Here is a 25,104-nt window from a genome sequence, read left to right on the forward strand (position 1 = left end):
CCCGCGTCTGTGCGCGCACCCGGCCCGACATGCAAGATGCGGGCAGCCGCGGTCGGCGCGACGCCGATGGTCAAAGCAAGCGGCGTGCGCTAGCGTACGGCGCCAGGGCAAGGGCCAGAGCGGGGGACGGCATGACGGTGAAGATCGGTGCGATTTGGGACAGCACCACGCAGGTTCTGGGCGGTCGCACGGGCGTGTTGATGCCGATCGCGGTGCTGGGCTTCTTCCTGCCGTCCGTCGTCCAGACGCTGGTCGGGCTGGTGGTGGACCAGAACAATGTGCTGCACGGCGGGCTGACCGCGCTGATCGCACTGGCCGCGGCGGTGCTGATGATCTGGGGGCAGATGGCGGTGATGGCGGTCGCGACGCACCCTGCGACGACGCGGGCCGATGCCAGCCGGCAGGGCTGGGCACGCCTGTTGCCCGTGCTGGGCATCGCCCTGATGATCGCGGTGATCGCCATGGTGCTGTTCGTTCCCATCTTCGCCGCGTTGATCGCGGGAGGCTTCGATTTCGCCGCGGCCGCCGCGACGCAGGGCAACACGATGGCGATCCCCCGGCTCTCCGGCGGTGCGGCGGCGTTCATCGCGCTCTATGGGCTGGCCCTGGGAATACTCGCGATCTGGGCCAGTGCGCGGCTGATGCTGGTCTATACCGTGGTCCTGAACGAGCGGCTGGGATTGGGCGCGATTCGCCGTTCGATTCAATTGACGCGGGGGCTGACGCTGAAGCTGGTTGGCGTCATGATATTGTTCGGCATCGTTTTTTTGGTGGTGCTACTTGCGGCGCAAGGCGTAGTGGGCGTCGTCGCCCGGTTGCTGCTGGGGTCCAGCGGCGTCGCGGTCGCACTGTCCGGGATCGCGGGTGCGGCGGTGAACGCCGTGTTGCTGACCATCGCCTATGTCTTCGTGGCGCGGCTCTATGTCGCCACCGCCGGCGTCGTGGCGCCCGCGACCGTTGATTTGCAGAAGGACGTGCCTCCGGCATTCTGATGACCATCGATCCCGTCGCCGTGTTGCGCGACGCGTGGGCCCTGTTCCGGCGTGACCGGGACCTGTTGCTGCGCATCGCGGGCGTGTTTCATTTCCTGCCGGCATTCGCGCTGGCGCTGCTGGTGCCCGAACCGCCGATGCCCGAGAGCGGCGCGGAAGCAGGCGCCGCGCGGACCGATGCGTGGATGCAGGCGCTGAGCGATTGGGGCGCAGCGCATGGCGGCTGGTATCTGCTCGCCTATGCGATCGGCTTTCTGGGCACGGCCGCGATCCTGCTGCTGTATCTGGCGCCGCAACAGACCGTAGGCCAGGCACTGGCCCGGGCGGCGCGGCTGTGGCCGCGCTTCCTGTTGGCGATGGTGCTGGTATCGCTGCCGACGGGGGCGGGCATGCTGCTGTGGATCGTGCCGGGCCTGTATGTCGCCGGGCGTCTGCTGGTCACCGGGCCGGCGCTGGTCGCGGAGGGGCGGATGTCGGCCGCGGGTGCGCTCCAACGCAGTTTCAGGATGAGCCGGGGGGCGGGACTGGGGCTGATGGGGTTGGCGTCGGTGACGTATCTTGGCGGGTTTCTGGCGGGGCAGCCGTTCCTGTGGCTGGGCGACTGGCTGAGCGGGCAGGGCGGCGGCAATCCGATCGGCGTGGCGGTGGTGGAGGCGTGTGCGGCGGCGGTCGTTGCGGCGACCGCCGTGGCACAGGCGCTGATCGCGGTGGTCGCCTATCGCCGGCTGGCGAGCAGGGGAATCTGAGGCGCGGCATCCAGGGGTAACAGGCCGAGCACGCGCGGATCGGGAAAGGTCTCGATCGTGCGGCCGGTCGCGGTGAAGCCCTGCGCACGGTAGAAGTTGAGCGCGCTCGGATGGTCGAGCGTGCAGGTATGGACCCATACCCGCGTGACGCCCGGCGTCCAGGCGCGCATCAGCGCGTGCGCCATCAGCCAGCGGCCATGGCCGGCCCCCGCCAGTTCGGGGATCAGGCCGAAATAGCCGATCTCGCACGTGCTCGCATGGCGGTGATCGAGTTCCAGAAAGCCGACCTCGATCCCGCGCGCGTCGGTGGCGGCGAAGACGGCGATGCCGGGGTCATGGATGATCGCGGTCAGCGCCGCGTCGTCCATCGCAAGGCGGGAGAACCACAGCCACGGCGCGCCCACACGCGCGAACAGGGCGCGGTACTTGGCGGGATCGGGCCTGTTCCACGGCACCAGCCGCAGCGGCGAATCGGGCAGGGGGCGCGGGCGGGGCCGCTCGCGCATCTCCAGCGTGGTGACGATCGTGGCGAGTTGATCGTCGGCGATCCGCGTCAGTCCCATTCGGCGACCGGCGGCAGGCTCATCAGGATCGCATCGATATTGCCGCCGGTCTTCAACCCGAACAGCGTGCCGCGATCATAGACGAGGTTGAACTCGGCATAACGCCCGCGCCAGCGGCGCTGCTCGGCGAGATGTTCGGGCGTGAAGGCATCGTGCATGCGGCGGCGGACGATGCGGGGGTAGACGTCCAGAAACGCCTCGCCCACCGCGCGGGTGAAGGCGAAATTGGCGTCGAACGCGCCCTCCAGATGATCGTAGAAGATGCCGCCGACGCCGCGGTGGACCTGGCGGTGGGGGATATAGAAATACTCGTCCGCCCAAGCCTTGAAGCGCGGATAATGCGCCGGATCATGCGCGTCGCAGGCGGCCTGCAGCACGGCGTGGAAATCGGCGGTGTCCCCGGCCACCGGCAAGGGCGGATTGAGGTCGGCGCCGCCGCCGAACCAGCGCTTCGTGGTGGTCAGGAAGCGGGTGTTCATGTGCACCGCAGGCACATGCGGGTTGGCCATGTGCGCGACCAGGCTGATGCCGGTGGCGACGAAACGGGGATCGTCGCCTGCGCCGTGGATCGTCTTGCCGAACTCGCCCTCGAAGGTGCCACCGACGGTGGAGACGTTGACGCCGACCTTTTCAAAGACGCGGCCCTTCATCACGCCGCGCACGCCGCCGCCGCCGGGGGTGCCCGACGGGTCCTGCCGGTCCCATGCGACATAGTCGAAGGCGGCGTCGGAGCCGGCCTCGCGCTCGATCGCCTCGAACGCGGCGCAGATGCGATCACGCAGGGATTCGAACCAGATGCGGGCGGCGTCCTGTTCGGCATCGAGCGACAGGTCGAGCGGGCGGGTCTTCATCATAGCAGTCATCATGGGGGTCATCGGTGGCGGGGCGGCGGGGGTCAATCGGTCATCCTGTCCCACCCGCTCTGGCGCCGCGCCTCGGCCAGCAGGATCGCGGCGGAGGCGGCGACGTTGAGCGAGCGGAAGCCGGGGCGCATCGGAATGCGGACGCGCGCGTCCACGGCCGCATGGACATGCGGCGGCACCCCTGCGCTTTCCGAGCCGAGCAGGATGACGTCGTCGGCGGTGAAGCGCATGTCGGGCAGGGGTACGGCGCCGGCGGTGGTGGCCAGGACGATCCGTGCGGGGGTCGCCGCCCGAAAGGCATCCCAGTCGGCATGGCGTGCCACCTGCGCGGCGCGGGCATAGTCCATGCCGGCGCGGGCGAGGGCGCGGTCCGAATAGGCGAAGCCCATCGGCTCGATCAAGTCGACGCCGACGCCGAAACAGGCGGCGGTGCGCAGGATGGTGCCGACATTGCCGGCGATATCGGGTTCGAAAAGGGCGATCCGCATGGGCGCGTCCCTAGCGGAATTCACCGCGGAAAGCGCGCATGGGAAATTGGCAGTTGGCAAAACGGGGCGGGCGCGGCTAACACTCCTTGTGCCTCCCGCGGGGACGGAGGGGCGTCGACGGTGGCGACAGGCCGCCGGACGGACGAGATGCAAACGGGTTGAGGGATCGGGAATGGCGGTAGCGGACAACGTAATACCACCGGGCGAGGCGCCGGAGCCGTTCCACGAAGAGGTGCATGATCCCCGCCGCCGCGATTTCATCAATATCGCGGCCGTGTCCTTTGCGGGCGTCGGCGCGGTGGCGATCGTGTTGCCGCTGATCAACCAGATGAACCCGTCCGCCGACGTGCTGGCCGCGTCGACGACCGAGATCGACCTGTCCAAGATCGCACCGGGCCAGGCGATCAAGACCAGTTTCCGCAAGCAGCCGCTGTTCGTGCGCAACCTGACCCCGGCGGAGATCGCTGCGGCGGATGCGGTGCCGCTGGCCGAGCTGCGCGATCCGCAGACGCTGGCCGAGCGGACCAAAGAGGGCAAGAAGAACTGGCTGATCACGCTGGGCGTTTGCACCCATCTGGGCTGCGTGCCGCTGGGCGCCGGCGAGGGCGAGAACAAGGGGCCGTTCGGGGGCTATTTCTGCCCATGCCATGGATCGGCCTACGACACCGCGGCGCGAATCCGCAAAGGCCCGGCACCGACCAACCTGGTGGTGCCCGATTATGCATTCACGTCCGACACCGTCGTGACGGTCGGCTGAGGAGCGGCAGATGAGCTTTCCCTGGGCGAAGCATTACGAGCCGAAGCAGCCGCTGATGCGCTGGCTGGACGAGAAGCTGCCGGTGCCGCGGCTCGTCTACAACGCGGTGGGTGCCGGCTATCCGGTGCCACGCAACCTGAACTATTTCTGGAATTTCGGCGTCCTTGCCGGCGCCGCGCTCGCGATCCAGATCGTGACGGGCGTCGTGCTGGCGATGCATTATGCCGCCAACGGCGCGGTGGCGTTCGATTCGGTCGAAAGCATCATGCGCGACGTGAATGCCGGCTGGTTCCTGCGCTATGCGCACGCCAACGGCGCGTCGATGTTCTTCATCGTCGTCTACATCCACATCTTCCGCGGGTTGTATTACGGATCATACAAGGCGCCGCGCGAGATGGTGTGGCTGCTCGGCGTGACCATCTTCCTGCTGATGATGGCGACCGCCTTCATGGGCTACGTCCTTCCCTGGGGGCAGATGAGCTTCTGGGGCGCGCAGGTGATCACCGGCTTCTTCTCGGCGATCCCGGTGGTCGGCGATACCATCCGCATCTGGCTGCTCGGCGGCTACGCGCCGGACAATGCCGCGCTGAACCGCTTCTTCTCGCTCCACTATCTGCTGCCCTTCGTGATCGCGGGCGTCATCATCCTGCACATCTGGGCGCTGCACATCCCGGGTTCGGGCAACCCCACCGGCGTGGACGTGAAGGGCGAGCAGGACACGGTGCCGTTTCACCCCTATTACACCGCCAAGGACGGGTTCGGACTGGGCATCTTCCTGGCGCTGTTCGCCTTCCTGCTGTTCTTCTTCCCCAACTATCTGGGCCATCCGGACAATTACATCCCGGCCAACCCGCTTTCCACGCCCGCGCATATCGTGCCCGAATGGTATTTCTGGCCATTCTACGCGATCCTGCGCGCCTTCACCGCCGACTTCATCCTGCCGGCCAAGCTGTGGGGCGTGCTGGCGATGTTCGGGTCGATCCTGTTGCTGTTCTTCCTGCCCTGGCTCGACTCGTCGCCGGTGCGGTCGAACAACTTCCGGCCCAAGGCGCGGATCGCGTTCTGGATCCTGGTGGTGGACGTGCTGCTGCTCGGCTGGTGCGGGGGATCTCCGGCGACGCCGTTCTTCATCATCCTCAGCCAGATCACCGCAGGCTATTATTTCCTGCACTTCCTGGTGATCCTGCCGCTGATCGCACGGTCGGAGCGTCCGCGCCCGCTGCCCAACTCGATCACCGAGGCGGTGCTGGCCAAGCATGGCGGCACGAGCCCGGCCAAGACCGCGCTCGCGTAAGACACGAACCGGAGAGGGGACCGACAACATCATGGTTCGTACGATCGCATTCCTGGTCGGCGCCGCATTCACGCTGGTGCTCGCCATCGCGCTGTGGGGCAGCGTCTCCGGCCTGATCTCGGAGCCGCCCGCCCCGACCGCGGAGGAGGAGTTCCACCTGCATCCGCGCGAGGCGCATCTGGCATCCGACGGCATTTTCGGCAGGTTCGACCGGCGCCAGTTGCAGCGCGGTTTCCAGGTCTACAAGGAAGTGTGCGCCGCCTGCCACTCGCTGCGCCTCGTCGCGTTCCGCGACCTGGCGGCCCTGGGCTATAACGAGCCCGAGGTGAAGGCGATCGCCAACCAGTGGGTGATCGAGCAGCCGACGATCAATCCGGAGACGGGCGAGGCGACGACGCGCAAGAACATCCCGTCCGATCGCTTCCCCTCGCCCTTTGCCAACGAGGTCGCCGCGCGCGCCGCGAACAACAATGCGCTGCCGCCCGACCTGTCGCTGATGGCCAAGGCGCGGCATGACGGCGGCAACTATATCTACTCGCTGGTCGGGCCCGATGCCTATCGGCCGCAGCCGGCCGCGCTACTGCGTGAATTCCCGGACGTGAAGACGCCGGAAGGGCTGCACTACAACCCGTACTTCGCGAACCTGAACATCGCGATGCCGCCGCCGATCACCAGCGACGGACAGGTCCAGTATAGCGACGGCACCGCCGCGACCCGCGACCAGATGGCCAAGGACGTCGCCGCCTTCCTGACCTGGACGGCCGAGCCGAATCTGGAAAAGCGCCATGCGGCGGGTTTCGCGGCGATGATCTTTATCGCGATCTTCTGCGTCCTCGCCTGGGGCGCGTATCAGAATGTCTGGCGCGACGTGAAGCATTGAGCGGGCGGGGCCGCTGTGCCCCGCCCCAAAGCCCGTGCGTGATGGCATAACGGGCCCGGTCTGGCATATTCGCGCTCGACAGACCCGGCCGGCTTTGCCACGGGCGCGGACATGGCCCAGAATGACGACCTGAAGGCGCTGATCCGCACGATCCCGGATTTTCCGAAGCCCGGCATCCAGTTTCGCGACATCACCACGCTGCTGCTCGATGCCGATGGCTTTGCCACCGCGATCGCCCGCATGGCCGCGGCGGTGCCGGGGCCGATCGACCTCGTCGCGGGGATCGAGGCGCGCGGCTTCCTGTTTGCCGCGGCGCTGGCGGCGCCTTTGCGCGCCGGCGTGCTGCTGATCCGCAAGGACGGCAAGCTGCCCGGGGCGACGATCGCCGAGGATTATGCACTGGAATATGGACAGGATCGGATCGCGATCCATGCCGATGCCTGTGCGCCGGGTGCACGGGTGCTGCTGGTCGATGATCTGATCGCGACCGGGGGGACGGCGCGGGCGGCGGTGCGGTTGCTGGCCAAGGCAGGGGCCGAGTTGGTGCAGGCGCAGTTCCTGGTCGACCTGCCCGATCTGGGCGGGGCCGATGCGCTGCGGGCGGACGGCGTGGCGGTGGCGTCGCTGATCGCATTTCCCGGGCACTGACGCGCGCGACGATGCGTTGATCCCGCAGCGGGCAGAGGACTGGCCGCCGGGAGTTGCCCCATGTTCGTCGATTTTCGCGATCAGCCGCCACCACCGCCCTGGCCCCCGGCGCCGCCGCCGCGCCGTATCAGCCGGCGCGAGGAGAAGGTGTTGACCTGGGTCATCGGCTTCAACCTGTTGATGCTGTTGTTCGGACCACTGGCCGGGAGCAGCGTGATCGACGCGCTGGTCGCGATCGCGCGAGGGTAGACGCGGGCTTTCCGGAACAACATCGAAGTGCGCCGAGTTGCATCGCCATAGGCGGCGCGTATCCTGGCCGCATCCTCGTGTTCGGGAGAGGTTCGATGGTGTTGAAGCGTCTGGGCTTGGCCGGTCTGGCCATGGGGTTCGTGGCGGCATTGTCGGGCTGTGCCGACGGCTATGGCTATGGCGGCACGTCGCTGGGGTATGGCCGGGGCTATTACGACGCCTATCCCTATGGCGGCGGCTTCGGCGGCGGTTACGTGCCGTCCTATTATGGCTGGTACAACGACTTCTATTATCCGGGCACCGGCATCTACGTCTATGATCGCGACCGCCGGCCGTTCCGCTGGAACGATCGTCAGCGCAATTACTGGCAGGGCCAGCGCCGCGGGTTCCGCAACGATGCCATTCGCGACAACTGGGCCGATTTCGGCCGCGACGTCCGCCGCGAACGCCGCGACTATCGCGGCGACCTGCGGCAGAATCGTCAGGCCTATCGTAACGGGCTGATCACGCGCGATCAGTTCCAGCAGGGACGCCGCGATGCCCGGCGCGAATATCGCAGCGACGTGCGGCAGGATCGCCGCGAATTGCGCCGCGAGAACCGTGCGGTGAATCGCGGCGGCTATCGCGGGGATCGTGGCCGTAACTGGCGGGGCCGCCGCTGAGCCGATTAGTCCGGGCGGCGGGCGATCATGATGTTGGACATGCAGGACAGCACAGCAATATCGTCCTGATTGAACACCGTCACCCGCGTCTTGAGCAGCCCGATGGCAGGGCGGCTCTCGGAGGCGCGGGCCGCCAGCACCTCGCTTTCGCAGCGTAGCGTGTCGCCGGGATAAACGGGCTTCAGCCAGCGAAGCTCGTCAAGGCCGGGGGAGCCGAGCCCGGCCTGGCGATGGTCCCTGCCATGTTCGACGATCATCGCCATCATCATCGCGCAGCTGTGCCAGCCGCTGGCGGCCAGCCGCCCGAAATGGGTTTTGGCGGCGGCCTCGTCCGACAGGTGGAAGGGTTGCGGATCATATTTTTCGGCAAAGGCGATCACCTCGTCGCGCTGGACGGGGTAACGACCGAAGCTGGCGCGGTCGCCGACCGCGATGTCCTCGAAATACTGCATCCACACCTCCCTCGCTTATTGCCGCAACACCTTTTGGAACGGGGCGTCGGTTCCGTCGAGTCCCTGGCCGGGGGGCAGGCCGATGAGGTCGCGCAGGAGGGGGGCGACCGCCGGGTTGTCGAAGGGGGCGAGGCGTCGTCCGGGGATGAAGGCGGGGCCGTGGGCGATGAACAGTGCCGCCATGGTCGGATCGGCCGGGTCATAGCCGTGCGTGCCGCCACTGGTGGGGCGATCGGGCGCCTTGGCGCTGATCGTCCAGCCGGTCTCGGCGAGGCACAGGAAGGGCGGGATCCGGCGGTTGCGGCCATAGCGGAAGCGGGCCGGCATCGCCTCCTTGCGCCAGCACTGCATATGGGGATGCCGGGCGAGCAGGCGGGCGGCAAGCGCCGCCTCATGGCCCGGCGCAGGCGTGAAGGTGGCGTAGGGGCCGCTGTCGTTCAGGACGTAATCGGCCGGGTCAAGAAGCGTATCGAGCGCGATCGTGCGCGTGCTGCTGGTCGCGGCCATGCCGTGATCCGCGACGATGACGAGGTTGGCGGGCTGGTTCAGGCGGGCCAGCCCCTCGACCAGCTGGCCGATCGCCCGATCGACGGCGGCGATCGCCTGGGTCGTTTCGGCCGCATCGGGGCCGTTCTGGTGGCCGGCGGTATCGACCTCGTCGAAATAGAGCGTGAGCAGGCGTGGGCGGGTTTCGGCCGGGCGACGCAGCCAGTCGATCACGGCGTCGACGCGCTGGCGGTCGTTCACTTGCTGGTTGAATTGCTGCCAATCGGTCGGGCGGGTGCCGCCGGTGATGCGATGCGGCCATGCTTGCGCCGCCGTGCCGCCCCAGGCGACGTTGGAGCCAGGCCAGAACATCGTCGCGGTGCGGATGCCGGCCTTCTCGGCGGTGACCCAGATCGGCTCGGCGGCGTTCCACCAGAAAGGATCGTCCGAGGCCATGGTGAAGGGTTCGGTCAGCCGCGCGGGATCGGTAAAGCCGTTGGCGACGATACCGTGGCGATCGGGAACCATGCCGGTAACGAGCGTCCAGTGATTGGGAAAGGTCTTGGACGGGAAGGACGGGCGCATCGATGCGGACACGCCGGTTCTGGCCAGGTCGGAGAGGTGAGGGGTGACGCCGCGGTTCAGATAATCCGGGCGGAAGCCGTCGATGGAGACGAGGATGGTGACGGGGCTGCGCTGTTCGTTCGCCGCGGGGGGCGGGGCAGGCTGCGTCACCGACGCGAGGGCGGGCGGGTGTGCCGGGTAGGCGCAGGCGCCGAGGGCGAGGCTGGCGAGAAGGGGGAGGATTTTCCGCATGATGGCGCAAGCGCGTAGCGGGGAAATGTGACAGGCGGAAGCGGGGTTGCCTGGCAGCGTTGCGTTGCTGGGCGGAGGGGAGAGGGAGCAGGGTACGCAGCGTTGCACTGCTGGGCGGCCCCTCACCCTCCCACTGCCTCGCGGCAGCGGGCCCCTCCCTCTCCCCGGAGGGGAGAGGGGGTTAGGCAGAACAGCAGATGTAGGGGGCGCGCCAACGCCCCTCTTCTCGGAGAGGAGAGGTTCGTCAGACGTTGAAGCGGAAGAGCATCACGTCGCCGTCATGGACGACATATTCCTTACCTTCCTGGCGCAGCTTGCCAGCGTCGCGGGCGCCCGCCTCGCCCTTGCAGGCGACATAGTCGTCAAAGGCGATGGTTTCGGCACGAATGAAGCCGCGTTCGAAATCGGTGTGGATCTCGCCTGCCGCCTGCGGCGCCTTGGCGCCGGCATGGACGGTCCAGGCGCGCGCTTCCTTGGGACCGACGGTGAAGAAGGTCAGCAGGTTGAGCAGCGTGTAGCCGGCGCGGATGACGCGGGCGAGACCGGTTTCCGACAGGCCGAGCTCGCCGAGAAATTCGGGGCGATCCTCGGGCGGCATGGTGGCGATATCGGCCTCGATCGCGGCGGAGACGACGACGGCCTGCGCGCCTTCTGCCGCGGCCTTCGCAAAGACGGCCTGCGAATGGGCATTGCCGTTCGCCGCGTTCGCTTCCTCGACATTGCAGACGTAAAGAACGGGCTTGGCGGTGAGCAGTTGCGCCTGGGCGAAGACGCGCTCCTCCTCGGCATCCTTGGGCTGGGTCAGGCGGGCGGGCTTGCCGTCGCGGAGCAGCTCCAGCGCCTGGCCGAGCACGGCGGCGCCGATCTTGGCCTCCTTGTCGCCCTGCTGTCCCTTCTTGACGAGATTGGGGACGCGCTTCTCCAGGCTTTCGAGATCGGCGAGCATCAGCTCGGTCTCGACCGTCTCGGCGTCGGCGATGGGATCGACCTTGCCCTCGACATGGGTGACGTCGCCATCCTCGAAACAGCGCAGCACATGGACGATCGCGTCCACCTCGCGGATGTTGCCGAGAAACTGATTGCCGAGCCCTTCACCCTTGGACGCACCGCGAACCAGCCCGGCGATGTCGACAAAGGCGAGCTGCGTTTCGATGATCTTGGCCGAGCCGGCGATCTCGGCCAGCGTGTAGAGACGCGGATCGGGAACCGCGACGTTGCCGACATTCGGTTCGATCGTGCAGAAGGGATAATTGGCGGCCTGCGCAGCGGCCGTCTCGGTAAGCGCGTTGAAGAGGGTGGACTTGCCGACATTCGGCAGGCCCACGATGCCGCAGCGGAAACCCATGCGTCGTTCCTGTGGAGAGAGGCGAAAGCGCCGCTCTAGCGACGCCGGCGCCTCACCTCAATGCTTAGCCGGACAGGCTCATCATCGCTGCATAGCCGAGCAGCATGATGCCGAGCGCGGCGGAGAAGCTCATCAGCACATAACCGACATATTGCAGCATACGCGGATTGGCGCGGCGCGCCTTGGCATTGCGAGTCGCGCCCGACAGGACGAAACTGGCGAGCATTCCATAGGTGAAAACAACGGCTTCCAACATGTCGTGCGATTTCTCTGCGCTGGTCCGCACGGCAGGGCGCCATGCGTGGCGCCCGTTAATCATGCCAGATGCTAAGGAGACGAGTAGGCCGCGACGAAACGTGGCATATCAACGCCGAATCGATGGAACCTTTTCGCCTGCGTAACTACCTGTAGTTGAAGCTGACGCTGATCCGCTCGCCTCTGGCGGCGTTGGACACGACCTCGTGGCGCAGCCAGCTTTCCCAGAGCAGGACCGTGCCGGGCTCCGGCTGCGCAGTGGCAAAGGTGGCGAGATCGTCGGGTGCGTCCGGGCGGCGCGGCGGGGCGGCCATCAGCATGGGCAGGCGCGGATCCTCCAGCTTCAACGCGCCCGAACCCGGCGGCATCGCGACATAAAGCGTGCCCGAGACGACGCTGTGCGGGTGGATGTGCGCGGAATGATGCCCGCCCGGCTTCAGGACGTTGACCCACAGGCTGTCCAGCTTCAGCTTGCGCCCGCCGAGATCGAAGGCACATTCCTGCGCAAAGGCCGCGACGTGGCGGTCGAGCTTCTTCTTCAGGTCCGCGAACACCGGATCGCGGACCGGCAGGTCGTTCAGCGAGGCATAGCTGGTATAGCCGCGATAGCCATGCTCCTTCGACCAGCGGCGCCCGGCGCGGTCGTCCTTGGCAAGAGCGAGGCAGCTATCCTCCAGATCTGCCATCAGATCGGCATCGTCGATCCGGCCCTCATAGAGCAGCGAGGCGAACAGGCGGCGTATCGTCCCGGGAGTGCTCATGCCTGACCCATCCTAAGCGCGACATCGTTCATGAAACGGGTGTCGTCGCCATCCGCCAGCCAGCCGGCCTCCGCCGAGACGGCGCCGAGCAGGTCAGACAGCGGCTCGATCTCGGTCTTGGCATAGTTGCCGAGGACGTAGCCGGTCACCCGGTCCTTGTGGCCGGGATGGCCGATGCCGAGGCGGACGCGGCGGAAATCGGGTCCGAGATGCTGGTCGATCGAGCGCAGGCCGTTATGGCCCGCGGTCCCGCCGCCGGTCTTCACCTTCACCTTGAAGGGGGCGAGATCGAGTTCGTCATGAAAGACGGTAAGCGCGTCGGGCCCGAGTTTATAGAAGCGCAGCGCCTCGCCCACCGAGCGGCCGCTTTCGTTCATGAAGGTGGCAGGCTTCAGCAGCAGCACCTTGTGCGTGCCGATGCGGCCTTCCTGCGTCCAGCCCTGGAACTGCTTCTTGACCGCGCCGAAGCCGTGGATCTCGGCCATCGCGTCCAGCATCATGAAGCCGATATTGTGCCGGTGCATCGCATATTGCGGCCCCGGATTGCCGAGTCCGACCCAGATTTGCACGCTGCGATCTCCTTGGTTGGTGGGCGGTCGCCTGAGATGACGCCATTTCTCCCCCGTTCGTGCCGAGTAGAGATCGAGTAGTCCCGCAGGGACGTATCGAGAACTCGTATCGAGGTACCGTTCCGAGCGCCAACCTGTCTCTCGATACGCCGTCTCGATACGCAGCTTTGCTGCTACTCGACGGCTACTCTAGACAAACGGGTAGAACGAAAAAGGGGCAGGGGCGTTGCCGCCACCTGCCCCCCTTTCCGTCGGCGACCCCCGGAGGGACCGGGACGATCAGCCCTCGGCCGTATCGTCGCCAGCGGCACCGGCATCGGCATCCGCGGCCTCGTCGGCGGCGGTCGGAACCGTCGGCGGCACGATCGTGGCGATCGCGAAGTCGCGATCCTCGATCGCCGGCTGCGCGCCCTTGGGCAGCGCCACGTCGGAGATGTGGATCGAATCGCCGATCTCGCGACCCTTGAGCGAGATGGTCAGTTCCGCCGGGATGTTGGCGGCGTCGACGACCAGCTCGACCTCGTGACGGGTGATGTTGAGCACGCCGCCCTGCTTCAGGCCGCGCGACTCGTCCTCGTCGGTGAACACCACCGGCACCGCGACGGTGACGGTCGAATGCTCGCCGATACGCAGGAAGTCGACGTGCAGCGGACGGTCGGTGACCGGGTGGAACGCGACGTCCTTGGGCAGGGTACGCTCGCCGTTCAGCATCACGACCGAGTTGAAGAAGTGACCGGTCATGAGAGCCTTGACCAGTTCCTTCTCTTCGAGATGGATGCCGGCAGGCTCCTTGTTCTGGCCGTAGATCACGGCGGGGACGCGGCCTTCACGGCGCAGCGAACGGGAGGCTCCCTTGCCAGCCCGGTCACGCGTCTCGGCTGCGAGCGTAATGGTGTCGCTCATGCGATATGCTCCGAAAACGAATGGATGTGCTTTTCCGCCCACGCCTCCAGGGATGACCATGGCCGGAAGCCGGCGCGCATAGCCGAAACCACGCGCGCTGGCAATCGCGGGGCCTCAATAGGCGACGCGTTCCGCCTTCACGCCTGCCCTGGCCAGTTGCGCCTGGACGCTGTCGGGCCCGGCGAGGTGCCCGGCACCGACCGCGACGAAGACGGTGCCGGGCTTGTTCATGCGGTTCGCGATCCACTTCGCCCAGCGTGCATTGCGCTCGGTGAGCAGCACCTTTGCGACCTCGGGCGAGTCCTTCAGGCTTTCGTTCATCGTCTTGGCGAGGGCCTCCGGGTCACCATGCGACCAGTTGTCGACCATCGTCGCCATCGTCTTGCCCGCTTCGGGCAGTTCATCGACGGTGGACACCAGGAACTGCATCTGGGCCGGCTGCGACAGGCCGTTGAAATAGCCGATCTGCTGTTCGGCGGTTTCCAGGCCGATCACCGGCTTGTTCGCGGACTTGGCGGCGCTTGCCAGCACGGTTTCCGGGCCGTTCGACGCGTCATAGCCGAGCTTCTGAATCGGCATCAGCGACAGGCTGACCGCGGCCAGCCAGGGCTTCATCCGGTCGAACGCGGCGGAAGGCAGGCCCGCCTCGGTCAGCGCCTTCAGATAGGCGGGACGCTTGGCCTCGGGCAGTTGCTCGGTCAGCGTGGGGCCGGTGGGGTTGATGCCGGTGGTGGCGACGATCTGCTGCATGGCGGCGGGATCGGGCTGCACCATCTCCAGCACCAGCTCGCCGGATTTATCGAACGCCGTCTTCACCGCCTCGTCGAACCAGGACAGGCCGGGCTTCAGCACATGGATGGTGCCGAACAGATAAACGGTGGTGTCCGCATCCTTGACCATCCACAGCGCCGGATCGGCGTCGTTGGCGGCTTTGGCTTGGGTGGGACTGGACTGTGCGCAGGCCGGCAGCGCGAGCAGCAGGGCGATCGAGGTCAGGGTCGCGCGGAACGAACGCAGTAGCAAACCGGGTCTCCTCGGGTGGGTCGTGGCAGCGGTATCTAGCCCTTCCGCGCGCGCGGTGCCACTCGCTTGACCCTTGTGGACCCATCCGCCAAAGCCACGCTCGTGACCCAGCCTCTATCCTTCCAGCGCATGATCCTTACCCTCCATGACTATTGGAGCGACCGCGGATGCGTGATCCTGCAACCCTATGACATGGAGATGGGCGCCGGCACGTTTCATCCCGCCACCACGCTGCGCGCGCTGGGGCCGGATGCGTGGAACGCCGCCTTTGTCCAGCCGTGCCGCCGGCCGACCGATGGCCGCTATGGCGAGAACCCCAATCGGTTGCAGCATTATTACCAGTATCAGGTGATCCTGAAGCCGAGCCCGAGCGATCTGCAGGACCTGTATCTGGGCAGTCTGGCCGCGATCGGCGTGGACATGGGCAAGCACGATATCCGCTTCGTCGAGGATGACTGGGAAAGCCCGACGCTGGGCGCCTGGGGGCTAGGCTGGGAAGTCTGGTGCGACGGCATGGAGGTGACGCAGTTCACCTATTTCCAGCAGATGGGCGGTTTCGACATGAAGCCGGTGGCGGGCGAGCTGACCTATGGGCTGGAGCGTCTGGCGATGTACATCCAGGACGTCGACAATGTGTACGACCTGGCGTTCAACGATGCGGGCGTGACCTACGGTGACGTCTTCCTGGAGAATGAGCGCCAGATGAGCACGTGGAACTTCGAGGTGGCGGACACCGACACGCTGTTCGACGCCTTTCGCAAGGCGGCGGCCGAGTGCGAGAACAGCCTAGCGCGCGGTTTGCCGATCCCGGCATACGAACAGGCGATCAAAGCCAGCCACACCTTCAACCTGCTGCAAGCGCGCGGCGTGATCTCGGTGGCGGAACGGCAGGCCTATATCGGGCGGGTCCGCGATCTGGCGAAGGGCGCGTGCGGCGCATGGATGGAGAAGAACGGGTGGGCGGCATGAGCGACTTTCTTCTCGAACTTCGCTCCGAGGAAATTCCCGCCCGCATGCAGGCCAAGGCGCGCGAGGATCTCGCCCGCCTGTTCGCCGCCGAACTGGCCAAGGCCGGCTTGAGCGCGGGCGAGACGATCACCTACGCCACGCCGCGCCGGCTGGCGCTGATCGCGAAGGGGCTGCCCGATGCGACGGAGGCGGTGTCGGAGGAGGTGAAGGGGCCGCGTGCCGCGGCGCCGCCGCAGGCGCTGGAGGGCTTCCTGCGCAAGACCGGGCTGACGCGCGAGCAACTGGTGGAGCGCGACGGCGTGCTGTTCGCGATCACCGAGAAGCCGGGCCGCGCGACCGCGGAGGTGCTGGCCGAGGCGATCCCGGCGATCATCCGCGCCTTTCCATGGCCCAAGTCGATGCGCTGGGGCGATGCCTCGCAATCCACCGAGTCGCTGCGCTGGGTGCGGCCGCTCCACGGGCTGGTCGCGCTGTTCGGCGAACAGGTGGTGCCGGTCGAGATCGCCGGGATTGTCAGCGGCGCCGAGACGCGCGGCCACCGCTTTCATGCGCCGGCGGCGATCACGCTGACCGGGTCGGACGGCTATGTCGAGCAACTGCGCGCGGCGCATGTGCTGGTCGATCAGGACGAGCGGGCGGCGCTGATCCGCAGCCGTGCCGCGGCGCTGGCGCGCGACGCCGGGCTGGAACTGGTCGAGGATGAGGGACTGGTGGCCGAAAATGCTGGCCTGACCGAATGGCCGGTGCCGCTGCTCGGCCGCTTCGACGAGGCGTTCCTCGACGTGCCGCCCGAGGTGATCCAGCTCACCGCGCGGGTGAACCAGAAATATTTCGTCTGTCGTGACGGCGCGGGCAAGCTGGCCAATGCGTTCGTCTGCACCGCCAATATCGAGGCGAGCGACGGCGGCGCCAAGATCGTCGAGGGCAACCGCAAGGTGCTCGCCGCGCGCCTGTCGGATGCGCGGTTCTTCTACGAAACGGATCTGAAGACGCCGCTTGCCGAGCAGGCGGAGAAGCTGGAAAAGATCGTTTTCCACGAGAAGCTGGGCACCGTCGCCGACAAGGTGGAGCGGGTGGCGAAGCTCGCGCGCTGGCTGGTGGAAGAGGGCATTGTGGGTGCCGAAACGCCCTCTCTCCCCGCAGGGGGGAGGGAGCAGTTGGCGGCGCTGGCCGAGCGTGCGGCGCGGCTTGCCAAGGCCGATCTCGTCACCGGCATGGTCGGCGAGTTTCCGGAATTGCAGGGCCTGATGGGCGGCTATTACGCCGCCGCACAGGGCGAGGACGCCCGCGTCGCCGAGGCGGTGCGCGACCATTACAAGCCGGTCGGGCAGGGCGACGACGTGCCGACCGCACCGGTGACGGTGGCGGTCAGCCTTGCGGACAAGCTGGACAGCATCACCGGCTTCTTCGGTGCCGATCTGAAGCCCAGCGGTTCCAAGGATCCGTTCGCGCTTCGCCGTTCGGCCCTGGGCGTGATCGCGCTGATCCTCGACAACGGACTTCGTTTTCGCTTGGCGAGCGCGGTGAGCCGGGATGTGCTCGACTTCTTCGCCGACCGCCTGAAGGTGCAGCAGCGCGAGGCGGGCGTGCGGCATGACCTGATCGATGCGGTGTTCGCGCTGGGCGGTGAGGACGATCTGGTCCGGCTGCTCGCCCGCGTGCAGGCGTTGCAGGCGTTTGTCGGGACGGAGGACGGCGCGAACCTGCTGGCCGGGTACAAGCGCGCGGCCAACATCCTGAAGAAGGAAGGTGTGACCGGTGTCGAGGCGACCGCGCTGTCCTACGCACCCGAACAGGCCGAGGGCGACCTGATCGCCGCGCTCGATGCCGCCGAGCCGCGCGCCGGCGAGGCGGTGGCGCGGGAGGATTTCGAGGGGGCGATGGCGGCCCTTGCCACCTTGCGTGCGCCGATCGATGCGTTCTTCGACCAGGTGACGGTCAACGACGCCGATCCTGCGCGCCGGGCGGCTCGCCTGAACCTGCTGGCGCGGGTGCGTGCCGCGGTGCACAATGTTGCCGACTTCTCACGGATTGAAGGCTGATACGCCCCCTCTTGGGCGACCACGAAACGAAACAGGGGAAAGACAATGACCTACGTCTACAGGTTCGGCGGCGGTGTTTCGGATGGCGGCAAGGGGGACAAGAACCTGCTGGGCGGCAAGGGCGCCAATCTGGCCGAAATGGCGTCGATCGGCCTGCCGGTGCCGCCGGGGTTCACCATCTCGACCGAGATGTGCACGCGCTATTACGAGGAAGGCGAGCAGTTTCCGCAGGAGCTTCGTGACGAGGTTGCGGCGGGGATCGCGCATATCGAGGCGGTGACCGAGAAGCGCTTTGGCGATCCGGCCAACCCGCTGCTCGTGTCGGTGCGGTCGGGTGCGCGGGTGTCGATGCCGGGCATGATGGACACGGTGCTGAACCTCGGCTTGAACGACGACACCGTCGAGGGTCTGGCGAAGGCGGCGGATGATGAGCGGTTCGCGTGGGACAGCTATCGCCGCTTCATCCAGATGTATGCCGATGTGGTGCTGGAACTGGATCATGGCGCGTTCGAGGAAGCGCTAGAGATCGCCAAGGAAGATAACGGCTTCACCCTCGATACCGAAATGAGCGCCGCCGACTGGAAGGCGCTGGTCGCGCAGTACAAGGCGCTGGTCGAGGAGCAGTGGGGCAAGCCCTTCCCACAGGACGTGCACGATCAGTTGTGGGGTGCGGTCGGCGCGGTGTTCGGTTCGTGGCAGTCGGAACGTGCCAAGGTCTATCGCCGGCTGAACGACATCCCCGCCAATTGGGGTACCGCGGTCAACGTGCAGGCGATGGTGTTCGGCAACATGGGCGACACCTCGGCGACGGGCGTGGCGTTCACGCGCGATCCGTCCAAGGGCGACCGCGCCTATTATGGCGAGTTCCTGATCAACGCGCAGGGCGAGGACGTGGTGGCGGGCATCCGCACGCCGCAATATCTGACCAAGGCCGCGCGCGAGGAAGCCGGCGCCAAGCCCGCATCGATGGAAGAAGCGATGCCGGAGGTCTACCGCGAACTGGCCGCGGTGTTCGACCAGCTCGAAACCCATTACCGGGACATGCAGGACATCGAGTTCACGGTGGAGCAGGCCAAGCTGTGGATGCTCCAGACCCGGTCGGGCAAGCGCACCGCCAAGGCGGCGCTGAAGATCGCGGTCGACATGGCGAACGAAGGGCTGATCACCCGCGAGGAGGCGATCGCCCGCGTCGACCCGGCGGCCCTCGACCAGTTGCTGCACCCGACGCTGGACCCCGAGGCGAAGCGCGACGTGCTGACCAAGGGGCTGCCGGCATCGCCGGGCGCGGCATCGGGCAAGGTGGTGTTCGACGCCGACACGGCGGAAAAGCGCGCGGCGGCGGGCGAGTCGGTGATCCTGGTCCGCGTCGAGACCAGCCCGGAGGATATCCACGGCATGCATGCCGCCAAGGGCATCCTGACCGCGCGGGGCGGCATGACCAGCCACGCCGCGGTGGTGGCGCGCGGCATGGGGCGGCCATGCGTGTCCGGCGCAGGATCGCTGGCGATCTCGGCCAAGGACAAGGTGCTGCGCTGCGCCGGCCGTGAAGTGCGCGAGGGCGACACGCTGACCATCGACGGCGCCAGCGGCGAGGTGATGGTGGGCGAGGTCGCGACCGTGCAGCCCGAACTGGCCGGCGATTTCGGCACGCTGATGGAATGGGCCGACGCGGTTCGCCGCCTGAAGGTGCGCGCGAACGCGGAAACGCCGCTCGACTGCAAGACCGCGCGCGAGTTCGGCGCGGAGGGCGTCGGGCTGTGCCGCACCGAGCACATGTTCTTCGAGGCAGACCGCATCACCGCGGTGCGCCAGATGATCCTGGCATCGGACGAGCAGGGGCGGCGGGTCGCGCTGGACCGGCTGCTGCCCGAACAGCGCAGCGATTTCACCGCGATCTTCGAGGTGATGGCGGGCCTGCCGGTCACCGTCCGCCTGCTCGATCCGCCGCTGCACGAGTTCCTGCCGCATGAGGAAGCCGAGTTCGCGGAGGTGGCGCAGGCCGCCGGGCTGGACATCGATACGCTGAAGCGCCGCGCGAACGAACTGCACGAGTTCAATCCGATGCTGGGGCATCGCGGTTGCCGGCTGGGCGTGACCTATCCGGAAATCTACGAGATGCAGGCGCGGGCGATTTTCGAGGCGGCGATCGACGTGGCCGAGAAGTCCGGAGAGGCGCCGATCCCGGAGGTGATGATCCCCCTGGTCGCGACGCGGCGCGAGCTGGAATTGATGAAGGCGGTGGTCGACAAGGCGGCCAAGCTGGTCTTTGCCGAGCGGGGGCGCGAGGTCGACTATCTGGTCGGCACAATGATCGAGCTGCCGCGCGCCGCGCTGAAGGCGGGTGAAATCGCCGAGGTGGGCGAGTTCTTCTCGTTCGGGACCAACGACCTGACTCAGACGACGCTGGGCGTCAGCCGCGACGATGCCGCGCGCTTCCTCAGCACCTATGTCGAGCAGGGCATCTACGCCAAGGACCCGTTCGTCAGCTTGGACGTGGAGGGCGTGGGCGAACTGGTCAGCCTGGCCGCCGAACGTGGCCGGGCGACGCGCGGCGACATCAAGCTGGGTATCTGCGGCGAACATGGTGGCGATCCGGCGTCGATCGCGTTCTGCGAGCAGGTGGGGCTCGATTACGTTTCGGCCAGCCCGTACCGGGTGCCGATCGCGCGCCTGGCGGCGGCGCAGGCGGCGTTGCAGAAGTAGGGCTGATCTCCCTCTCCCCTCCGGGGAGAGGGAAGGGGCCCGCTGCCAAAGGCAGTGGGAAGGGTGAGGGGTATACCAGCAGTGCAGCGCTGCTTGGCGGCCCCTCACCCTCCCACCGCTTGCGCGGTGGGCCCCTCCAGCATCAGGTCGTCCATGCCCCCGGCATGGACTAAACAGCGCGGGGCGCTGTTTACCTGATGCTCCCCGGAGGGGCGAGGGGGGACTAGCGGCGGGTGCGGTCGCCGAAATCGAACCAGCCGCGGCGTTCTCCGCCAAAGGCCGGGCGGGCTGCGCTGGCGGCGACGGGGCGGGGCGGTACGTGCGCGGTGGAGATGGGGGCGCCGGCCGCCGGCGCTATCGGTGCCGCCGTTGCCGCGGGCGCGGCATGGGCGAGGCGGTTATTCTCCCGCTCCAGTTCCGCGATGCGTGCGTTGGCCGCGTCGAGGCGGGCGTCGTGTTCCTTGCGGACCGTGGCATGGGCATCGCGCTCTGCGGTGTAGCGTTCGCGCCATTTGCGGCCGCCGGGATGGCTGGCCAGCCCCAGCAGCCAGCCGCCGACGAAGAGCAGTGCCAGCACCGCATATTGCGTGGGTGTCGAAAACAGCATCGCCAACCTCCTGTTACGGGTGGTCAACGACCCGGACGCGCGTCGGTTTCAGCTTCCGCTGATCAGCGAGTCCTTGATCGAACAGGCGGCCGGCCCGAGGATGACGACGAACAGCGTCGGCAGGATGAACAGGATCAGCGGCACCGTCATGATCGCCGGCAGGCGGGCGGCCTTTTCCTCGGCGCGCATCATCCGCTCGTTGCGAAACTCGGCGGAGAGCACGCGCAGCGCGGAGGCCAGCGGCGTGCCGTATTTCTCGGTCTGGATCATGGTGGTGACCACGCCCTTCACCGCATCCAGATCGACGCGCATCGCCAGATTCTCGAACGCCTGACGCCGGTCGGTCAGGAAGCCGAGCTCGATCGCGGTCAGCGAGAATTCCTCGCCCAGTTCGGGATAGGCGCGGCCAAGCTCGCGCGCGACGCGGTGAAAGGCAGCATCGACGGTCAGGCCCGCCTCCGCACAGATCACCAGCAGGTCGAGCGCGTCGGGCAGGCCTTTGCGGATCGCATCGGACCGCTTGGTGATCTTGTTCTTCAGGAACAGGTCGGGCGCCTTGTACGACAGGATGAAGGTGCCGGCGACCAGCATGTATTTCTTCAAGGGCGACCAGTCGGCAAAGCCTTCGGTGCCGTACACCCAGAGCAGGGCGAGGCCACCGAACACGATGGGCATGACCAGCCGGCCGAAGATGACGGCGACGGCCCATTCCTTGGAACGGATGCCGGCCTGCAGCAGCTTGATCTGCGCGGCCTTGACCTGTTCCTCCTGCAACACCGACAGGGATTGCAGCACGGCGCGCATCCGGTCGGCGGTGTCGTTGCGCTGGACGAGCTTGGCGCGGCGCTTGGTGGAGGCGGTGATGCCCGCCTTCAACTGTTCGCGCCGGTCGTTCAGCGCCTTGACGCGCTTGGTCATCGGATCGCGCGAGGTGGTGACCGCGTAGATCGCGACCATCACCGCAAAGGCGGCGACGCCCGACAGGATCGTCGCGACCCAGAGCACGTCGATGCCCAGGATGGTGGGGGTGGTGGGGGCCATGATCGTCCCTCAGATCTCGAAGCTGACCATCTTGGCCATGATGAAGACGCCGATGCCCATCCACAGCAGGCCGCCAAGCCCCGCGATCATCAGCCGCTCGTCGGTGAAGAAGTTCATCAGATAGGCCGAATTGACCATGAAGATCAGGCCGAAGACGATGAACGGCAGCGAGCCGACGATATAGGCCGATGCCTTGGATTCCGACGACATCGCCCGGATCTTCAGCTTCATCTGCGCGCGCTTGCGCAGCACGTCGGCGAGATTGGACAGGGTTTCGGCCAGGTTGCCGCCGGTCTCGCGCTGGATGGCGATGGTGATGACGAAGAACTGGAACTCGGGCGTGCCGAGCCGGTCGGCGGTTTCCTGAAGCGCCACGTCCATCGAGCGGCCGATCTTCATCTTGTCGGTGATGGTGCGGAATTCCTCCCCCACCGGGCCCTCGACCTCCTGCGCGACGACGCTCATCGTCTCGGTGATGGGAAGCCCCGAGCGCAGGCCGCGGACCAGCAGCTCGATCGCGTCGGGAAACTTGGCGGTGAACTGGCCGACCCGGCGCTGGATCAGCTTGCCGATGACGAAATGCGGAATGCCCACGCCGATGAAGATCGCGGCGAACAGCGCCAGCAGGAAGGGCATCCCCTCCACCAGCATCAACACCGCGATGGCGAGCGTCACGCCGGCATTGACCATGCCATATTGGCCCACCGTCCAGTCCTTGCCCGTCATCGCCAGCCGCTTGGCGAGGAGCGCGGGGTTGGGCAGGATGCGGCCGAACGCCTCGTCCATCCGCGTGTCGCGCGCATTGGTGATGCGGCGCATCTGGGTGGAGGAGATCACCGCCACCTCCGAATGCCGCTCGCGCAGCTGCGCCATGCGGCGCGCCTGCGCGCGGGCCGGGGAGGGGCCGGCAAAGGCCATCACGATCATCGCCAGGACGATCGCCATGCCGACCATGACCATGATGAAAGGCAGCATGTCGGTCATCGCGGCGCTCCACCAGGGAACCGGGACTGGGGGCAGGAACGGATCATTTGCGCGGCGGGCGCTTGGCCATCAGGCCCTTGAAGTCGAACCGCGCCATCAGCGATGGCCCGCGGCCGCCCTTCATCCCCTTGGCCGTGCCCGGCGCGGCGCTTTCCGCCGCCGCAAAGCATAGATTGCCCGCGATCTCGGCGAGCGGAGCGATGGTCTTGCTCGCCTTGCCCGCCTCCGCCAGCGTCTTGCCCAGCTTGGCCGCCTGCGCCGCCAGCTTTTGGTCGAAGGGCATGACATGGTCGATGCGCCGCTCGATCGAGGTTTCGAAGTCCTTGCGACTGATCTCCGCCTGCGCGGCGGGGTGCATGCGGTTGGCCAGCACGACGACCTGCGTCTGGGTTGCGTTCGCCTTCAGCCAGGACAGCAGGCGGATGGTGTCGCGCGCCGCCGCCAGCGTCAGTTCGGTGACCAGCACCACGGTCTGCACGTCGGCGAGCAGTTGCGGATGCTGGACCAGCATGCCGCGCGGCAGATCGATCACCATGCATTCAAAGGCGCCGCGCATTTCCTCTTCCAGCGCGCGAAAGGCCGATCCGTCGGTGATGATCGGGCTGTTGATCGGCGCCTCCGCCGACAGCACGGCGAGCTTTTCCGAGGCGCGCACCATGGCGCGCTCGATGAACAGGCCGTCGATGCGGCTGGGATTTTCGATGGCATCGGTCAGGCCGCGGCCCGGCTCCAGATCGAGCGCCAGCGCGCCGGTGCCGAAATGCACGTCCAGGTCGAGAAGCGCGGTGGAGCGCTTTTCCTTCTCGGCGAGGAGCCAGGAGAGCGACGTGGCGACGGTGGAGGCGCCGACCCCGCCGCGCGCGCCGATCACCGCCACCGCACAATGCGGATGCTCGCTCCCCCCCTCGACATGCTTGGGGGCGCTGAGCAGGGCCTGGGCATGGGCGAAGGCGTCGCGCAGCATGTCGCGGTGCAACGGCTTCAGCAGATAATCCTGGATGCCGCTGGCCAGCAGGTCGCGGTAGAGGCGGACGTCGTTCACCTGACCGGCGGCGATCACCACTGTGCCCGGCTCGCACACCTCGGCCAGGGCATTGATGTCGTTGAGCGGATCGCCTGATTCGGACAGGTCGACCAGCAGGATCTGCGGGCTGGCCGACACGGACAGCGACTGGATCGCGTTGCGCAGGCCGCCCTTGTGCACCTTGTCCGGCGACCAGCCCTGTTCGGTCACGATCGGGCGCACCGCATCGGCGGTGGCCTCGTCGCAGACATAGGCGACAAAGGGATCGCGCCCGGTGATGGCGCCGGGTTTCCAGGGAGCGTTCATCAGCGGCTGCCCCCCGCGCTGGCACCGCCGCCACCGCCACCAGCGCCGCCGGCACTGCCCACCGTGGTGCCGCCGCCGCCGGTGGGCACGGCCTTGCGATACAGGTCGATGCTCTTGAAGACCTGCGCCGGGTCCGCGGTTTCACGGCCGGCATGGCCCCGGACCAGATCGGCGGGGTTGGCGACCATCGCGGCCAGCGTGGCATTGGTCGCGCAGCCATAGTTGGACGAGGTGTTCTGGTTCCAGTCCAGGCTGCTGTCGCGCGACCAGTCGGGGCAGCCCGGCACCGCCGCGCGCGTCCGGCTGACCACGACGCGGATCGTGGCGGGCGTGACCGGTGCCTGCGAGGAGGCTGCCGCCTCGTCGAGCAGCAGGCCGTAGCGTGCGACCAGTTCGGCCACCTCGGCGCGGGCGCCCGGCGCCTCGGTCGCGGGATCGTCGATCGCGACATGGTCGCCATAGCCCAGGCGCAGGGTGCGCGCCCAGCCGTCCAGCCGCTCTTCCTCGCCAGCCGCCAGCCGTCCGCCGATCACGCCCAGGTCGAGCGCATAATCGCTGCGGTCGACCACCGGCTGGTGGACCGATTCGACGCCGCGATTCTGCGTGCCGGTGCAGCCGGCGAGCAGCAGCGCCGCGGCCAGCGTGGATGTCAGGGTAAGGGTGTGGGTCATGGCGT

At 67.3% G+C, this 25,104-nt stretch carries 27 protein-coding genes; 11 read left to right on the forward strand and 16 right to left on the reverse strand.

What is annotated here, in order from left to right:
* Positions 1-131 precede the first annotated feature (131 nt).
* Together GQR91_RS08405 and GQR91_RS08410 are read left to right on the forward strand one after the other, a co-directional pair.
* Positions 132-992 carry a hypothetical protein gene (locus GQR91_RS08405; RefSeq protein ID WP_149682107.1) on the forward strand — a complete coding sequence of 287 codons (861 nt, stop codon included), beginning with the start codon at positions 132-134 and terminating at the stop codon, positions 990-992.
* The gene (locus GQR91_RS08410) at positions 992-1,738 is read left to right on the forward strand and encodes a hypothetical protein (RefSeq protein ID WP_149682106.1); all 747 of its coding nucleotides are present in this window, start codon (positions 992-994) and stop codon (positions 1,736-1,738) included. The genes GQR91_RS08405 and GQR91_RS08410 overlap by 1 nt, the downstream gene beginning before the upstream one ends.
* Here the strand turns inward: GQR91_RS08410 and GQR91_RS08415 are convergent.
* The 3 genes from GQR91_RS08415 to GQR91_RS08425 are packed head-to-tail and all read right to left on the reverse strand — an operon-like array spanning position 1,708 to position 3,652.
* Positions 1,708-2,301: a GNAT family N-acetyltransferase gene (locus GQR91_RS08415; RefSeq protein ID WP_149682105.1), complete on the reverse strand. Its 594-nt coding sequence runs from the start codon at positions 2,299-2,301 to the stop codon at positions 1,708-1,710. The genes GQR91_RS08410 and GQR91_RS08415 overlap by 31 nt on opposite strands.
* Positions 2,292-3,167 (reverse strand): oxygen-dependent coproporphyrinogen oxidase, encoded by an 876-nt coding sequence (hemF, locus tag GQR91_RS08420; protein ID WP_249042528.1) that lies wholly within the window; start codon positions 3,165-3,167, stop codon positions 2,292-2,294. Before hemF ends, GQR91_RS08415 begins: the two co-directional genes overlap by 10 nt.
* A gap of 29 nt (positions 3,168-3,196) precedes the next feature.
* Positions 3,197-3,652 carry a tRNA (cytidine(34)-2'-O)-methyltransferase gene (locus GQR91_RS08425; RefSeq protein ID WP_149682104.1) on the reverse strand — a complete coding sequence of 152 codons (456 nt, stop codon included), beginning with the start codon at positions 3,650-3,652 and terminating at the stop codon, positions 3,197-3,199.
* A gap of 172 nt (positions 3,653-3,824) precedes the next feature.
* Between GQR91_RS08425 and petA the strand changes: the two genes are divergently transcribed.
* The 6 genes from petA (at position 3,825) to GQR91_RS08455 (ending at position 8,142) form a co-directional block, all read left to right on the forward strand.
* Positions 3,825-4,409, forward strand: a complete 585-nt coding sequence (petA, locus tag GQR91_RS08430) for a ubiquinol-cytochrome c reductase iron-sulfur subunit (protein ID WP_174236627.1) — start codon at positions 3,825-3,827, stop codon at positions 4,407-4,409.
* Positions 4,410-4,419: 10 nt separating this feature from the next.
* On the forward strand, positions 4,420-5,703 hold the full coding sequence (locus tag GQR91_RS08435; RefSeq protein WP_112382133.1) for a cytochrome b: 1,284 nt from the start codon (positions 4,420-4,422) through the stop codon (positions 5,701-5,703).
* A 31-nt stretch (positions 5,704-5,734) separates the two neighbouring features.
* Entirely contained in the window at positions 5,735-6,583 is an 849-nt protein-coding gene (locus tag GQR91_RS08440) for a cytochrome c1 (protein WP_112382134.1), read from the forward strand.
* Between the two features lie 111 nt (positions 6,584-6,694).
* Positions 6,695-7,231 (forward strand): adenine phosphoribosyltransferase, encoded by a 537-nt coding sequence (locus GQR91_RS08445; protein WP_149682103.1) that lies wholly within the window; start codon positions 6,695-6,697, stop codon positions 7,229-7,231.
* Positions 7,232-7,291: 60 nt separating this feature from the next.
* Positions 7,292-7,480, forward strand: coding sequence for a hypothetical protein (locus GQR91_RS08450; protein ID WP_112382136.1), 189 nt, complete (start codon positions 7,292-7,294; stop codon positions 7,478-7,480).
* A 95-nt stretch (positions 7,481-7,575) separates the two neighbouring features.
* Entirely contained in the window at positions 7,576-8,142 is a 567-nt protein-coding gene (locus GQR91_RS08455; RefSeq protein ID WP_149682102.1) for a hypothetical protein, read from the forward strand.
* Between the two features lie 5 nt (positions 8,143-8,147).
* Here GQR91_RS08455 and GQR91_RS08460 read toward each other — a convergent pair whose 3' ends face one another.
* The 8 genes from GQR91_RS08460 to GQR91_RS08495 form a co-directional block, all read right to left on the reverse strand.
* Positions 8,148-8,594, reverse strand: a complete 447-nt coding sequence (locus GQR91_RS08460) for a MaoC family dehydratase (protein WP_149682101.1) — start codon at positions 8,592-8,594, stop codon at positions 8,148-8,150.
* A 15-nt stretch (positions 8,595-8,609) separates the two neighbouring features.
* Positions 8,610-9,896, reverse strand: coding sequence for an alkaline phosphatase family protein (locus GQR91_RS08465; RefSeq protein ID WP_149682100.1), 1,287 nt, complete (start codon positions 9,894-9,896; stop codon positions 8,610-8,612).
* A 244-nt stretch (positions 9,897-10,140) separates the two neighbouring features.
* The gene (ychF, locus tag GQR91_RS08470; RefSeq protein WP_112382140.1) at positions 10,141-11,241 is read right to left on the reverse strand and encodes a redox-regulated ATPase YchF; all 1,101 of its coding nucleotides are present in this window, start codon (positions 11,239-11,241) and stop codon (positions 10,141-10,143) included.
* A 64-nt stretch (positions 11,242-11,305) separates the two neighbouring features.
* A complete protein-coding gene (locus tag GQR91_RS08475) occupies positions 11,306-11,497 on the reverse strand; it encodes a hypothetical protein (RefSeq protein WP_149682099.1) in 192 nt (63 codons plus the stop codon).
* Positions 11,498-11,642: 145 nt separating this feature from the next.
* Positions 11,643-12,257: a TIGR02466 family protein gene (locus tag GQR91_RS08480; RefSeq protein ID WP_149682098.1), complete on the reverse strand. Its 615-nt coding sequence runs from the start codon at positions 12,255-12,257 to the stop codon at positions 11,643-11,645.
* On the reverse strand, positions 12,254-12,826 hold the full coding sequence (gene pth / locus GQR91_RS08485) for an aminoacyl-tRNA hydrolase (protein WP_112382142.1): 573 nt from the start codon (positions 12,824-12,826) through the stop codon (positions 12,254-12,256). The genes GQR91_RS08480 and pth overlap by 4 nt, the downstream gene beginning before the upstream one ends.
* Positions 12,827-13,105: 279 nt before the next feature.
* On the reverse strand, positions 13,106-13,729 hold the full coding sequence (locus GQR91_RS08490) for a 50S ribosomal protein L25/general stress protein Ctc (RefSeq protein ID WP_149682097.1): 624 nt from the start codon (positions 13,727-13,729) through the stop codon (positions 13,106-13,108).
* Positions 13,730-13,843: 114 nt separating this feature from the next.
* Positions 13,844-14,752: a TraB/GumN family protein gene (locus tag GQR91_RS08495; RefSeq protein WP_235903987.1), complete on the reverse strand. Its 909-nt coding sequence runs from the start codon at positions 14,750-14,752 to the stop codon at positions 13,844-13,846.
* Between the two features lie 129 nt (positions 14,753-14,881).
* Between GQR91_RS08495 and GQR91_RS08500 the strand changes: the two genes are divergently transcribed.
* The 3 genes from GQR91_RS08500 to ppdK are packed head-to-tail and all read left to right on the forward strand — an operon-like array spanning position 14,882 to position 20,466.
* Entirely contained in the window at positions 14,882-15,721 is an 840-nt protein-coding gene (locus GQR91_RS08500) for a glycine--tRNA ligase subunit alpha (RefSeq protein ID WP_149682096.1), read from the forward strand.
* Positions 15,718-17,763: a glycine--tRNA ligase subunit beta gene (gene glyS / locus GQR91_RS08505; RefSeq protein WP_149682095.1), complete on the forward strand. Its 2,046-nt coding sequence runs from the start codon at positions 15,718-15,720 to the stop codon at positions 17,761-17,763. The genes GQR91_RS08500 and glyS overlap by 4 nt, the downstream gene beginning before the upstream one ends.
* Before the next feature lie 45 nt (positions 17,764-17,808).
* Entirely contained in the window at positions 17,809-20,466 is a 2,658-nt protein-coding gene (gene ppdK, locus GQR91_RS08510; RefSeq protein ID WP_149682094.1) for a pyruvate, phosphate dikinase, read from the forward strand.
* A 223-nt stretch (positions 20,467-20,689) separates the two neighbouring features.
* Here the strand turns inward: ppdK and GQR91_RS08515 are convergent, their stop codons facing one another.
* Genes GQR91_RS08515 through GQR91_RS08535 form a run of 5 tightly spaced genes read right to left on the reverse strand, consistent with a single transcriptional unit; the run spans position 20,690 to position 25,099 of the window.
* Entirely contained in the window at positions 20,690-21,073 is a 384-nt protein-coding gene (locus GQR91_RS08515) for a hypothetical protein (protein ID WP_149682093.1), read from the reverse strand.
* A 48-nt stretch (positions 21,074-21,121) separates the two neighbouring features.
* Complete coding sequence (locus tag GQR91_RS08520; protein ID WP_170295645.1) at positions 21,122-22,114, reverse strand: type II secretion system F family protein; 993 nt, start codon at positions 22,112-22,114, stop codon at positions 21,122-21,124.
* Between the two features lie 9 nt (positions 22,115-22,123).
* Positions 22,124-23,089: a type II secretion system F family protein gene (locus tag GQR91_RS08525; RefSeq protein WP_149682360.1), complete on the reverse strand. Its 966-nt coding sequence runs from the start codon at positions 23,087-23,089 to the stop codon at positions 22,124-22,126.
* 52 nt (positions 23,090-23,141) lie between these two features.
* On the reverse strand, positions 23,142-24,428 hold the full coding sequence (locus tag GQR91_RS08530) for a P-loop NTPase (RefSeq protein WP_149682092.1): 1,287 nt from the start codon (positions 24,426-24,428) through the stop codon (positions 23,142-23,144).
* Positions 24,428-25,099 (reverse strand): CpaD family pilus assembly protein, encoded by a 672-nt coding sequence (locus GQR91_RS08535; RefSeq protein WP_174236626.1) that lies wholly within the window; start codon positions 25,097-25,099, stop codon positions 24,428-24,430. The genes GQR91_RS08530 and GQR91_RS08535 overlap by 1 nt, the downstream gene beginning before the upstream one ends.
* Positions 25,100-25,104 lie beyond the last annotated feature (5 nt).

This window comes from Sphingomonas carotinifaciens (assembly GCF_009789535.1).
Taxonomy (GTDB): domain Bacteria; phylum Pseudomonadota; class Alphaproteobacteria; order Sphingomonadales; family Sphingomonadaceae; genus Sphingomonas; species Sphingomonas carotinifaciens.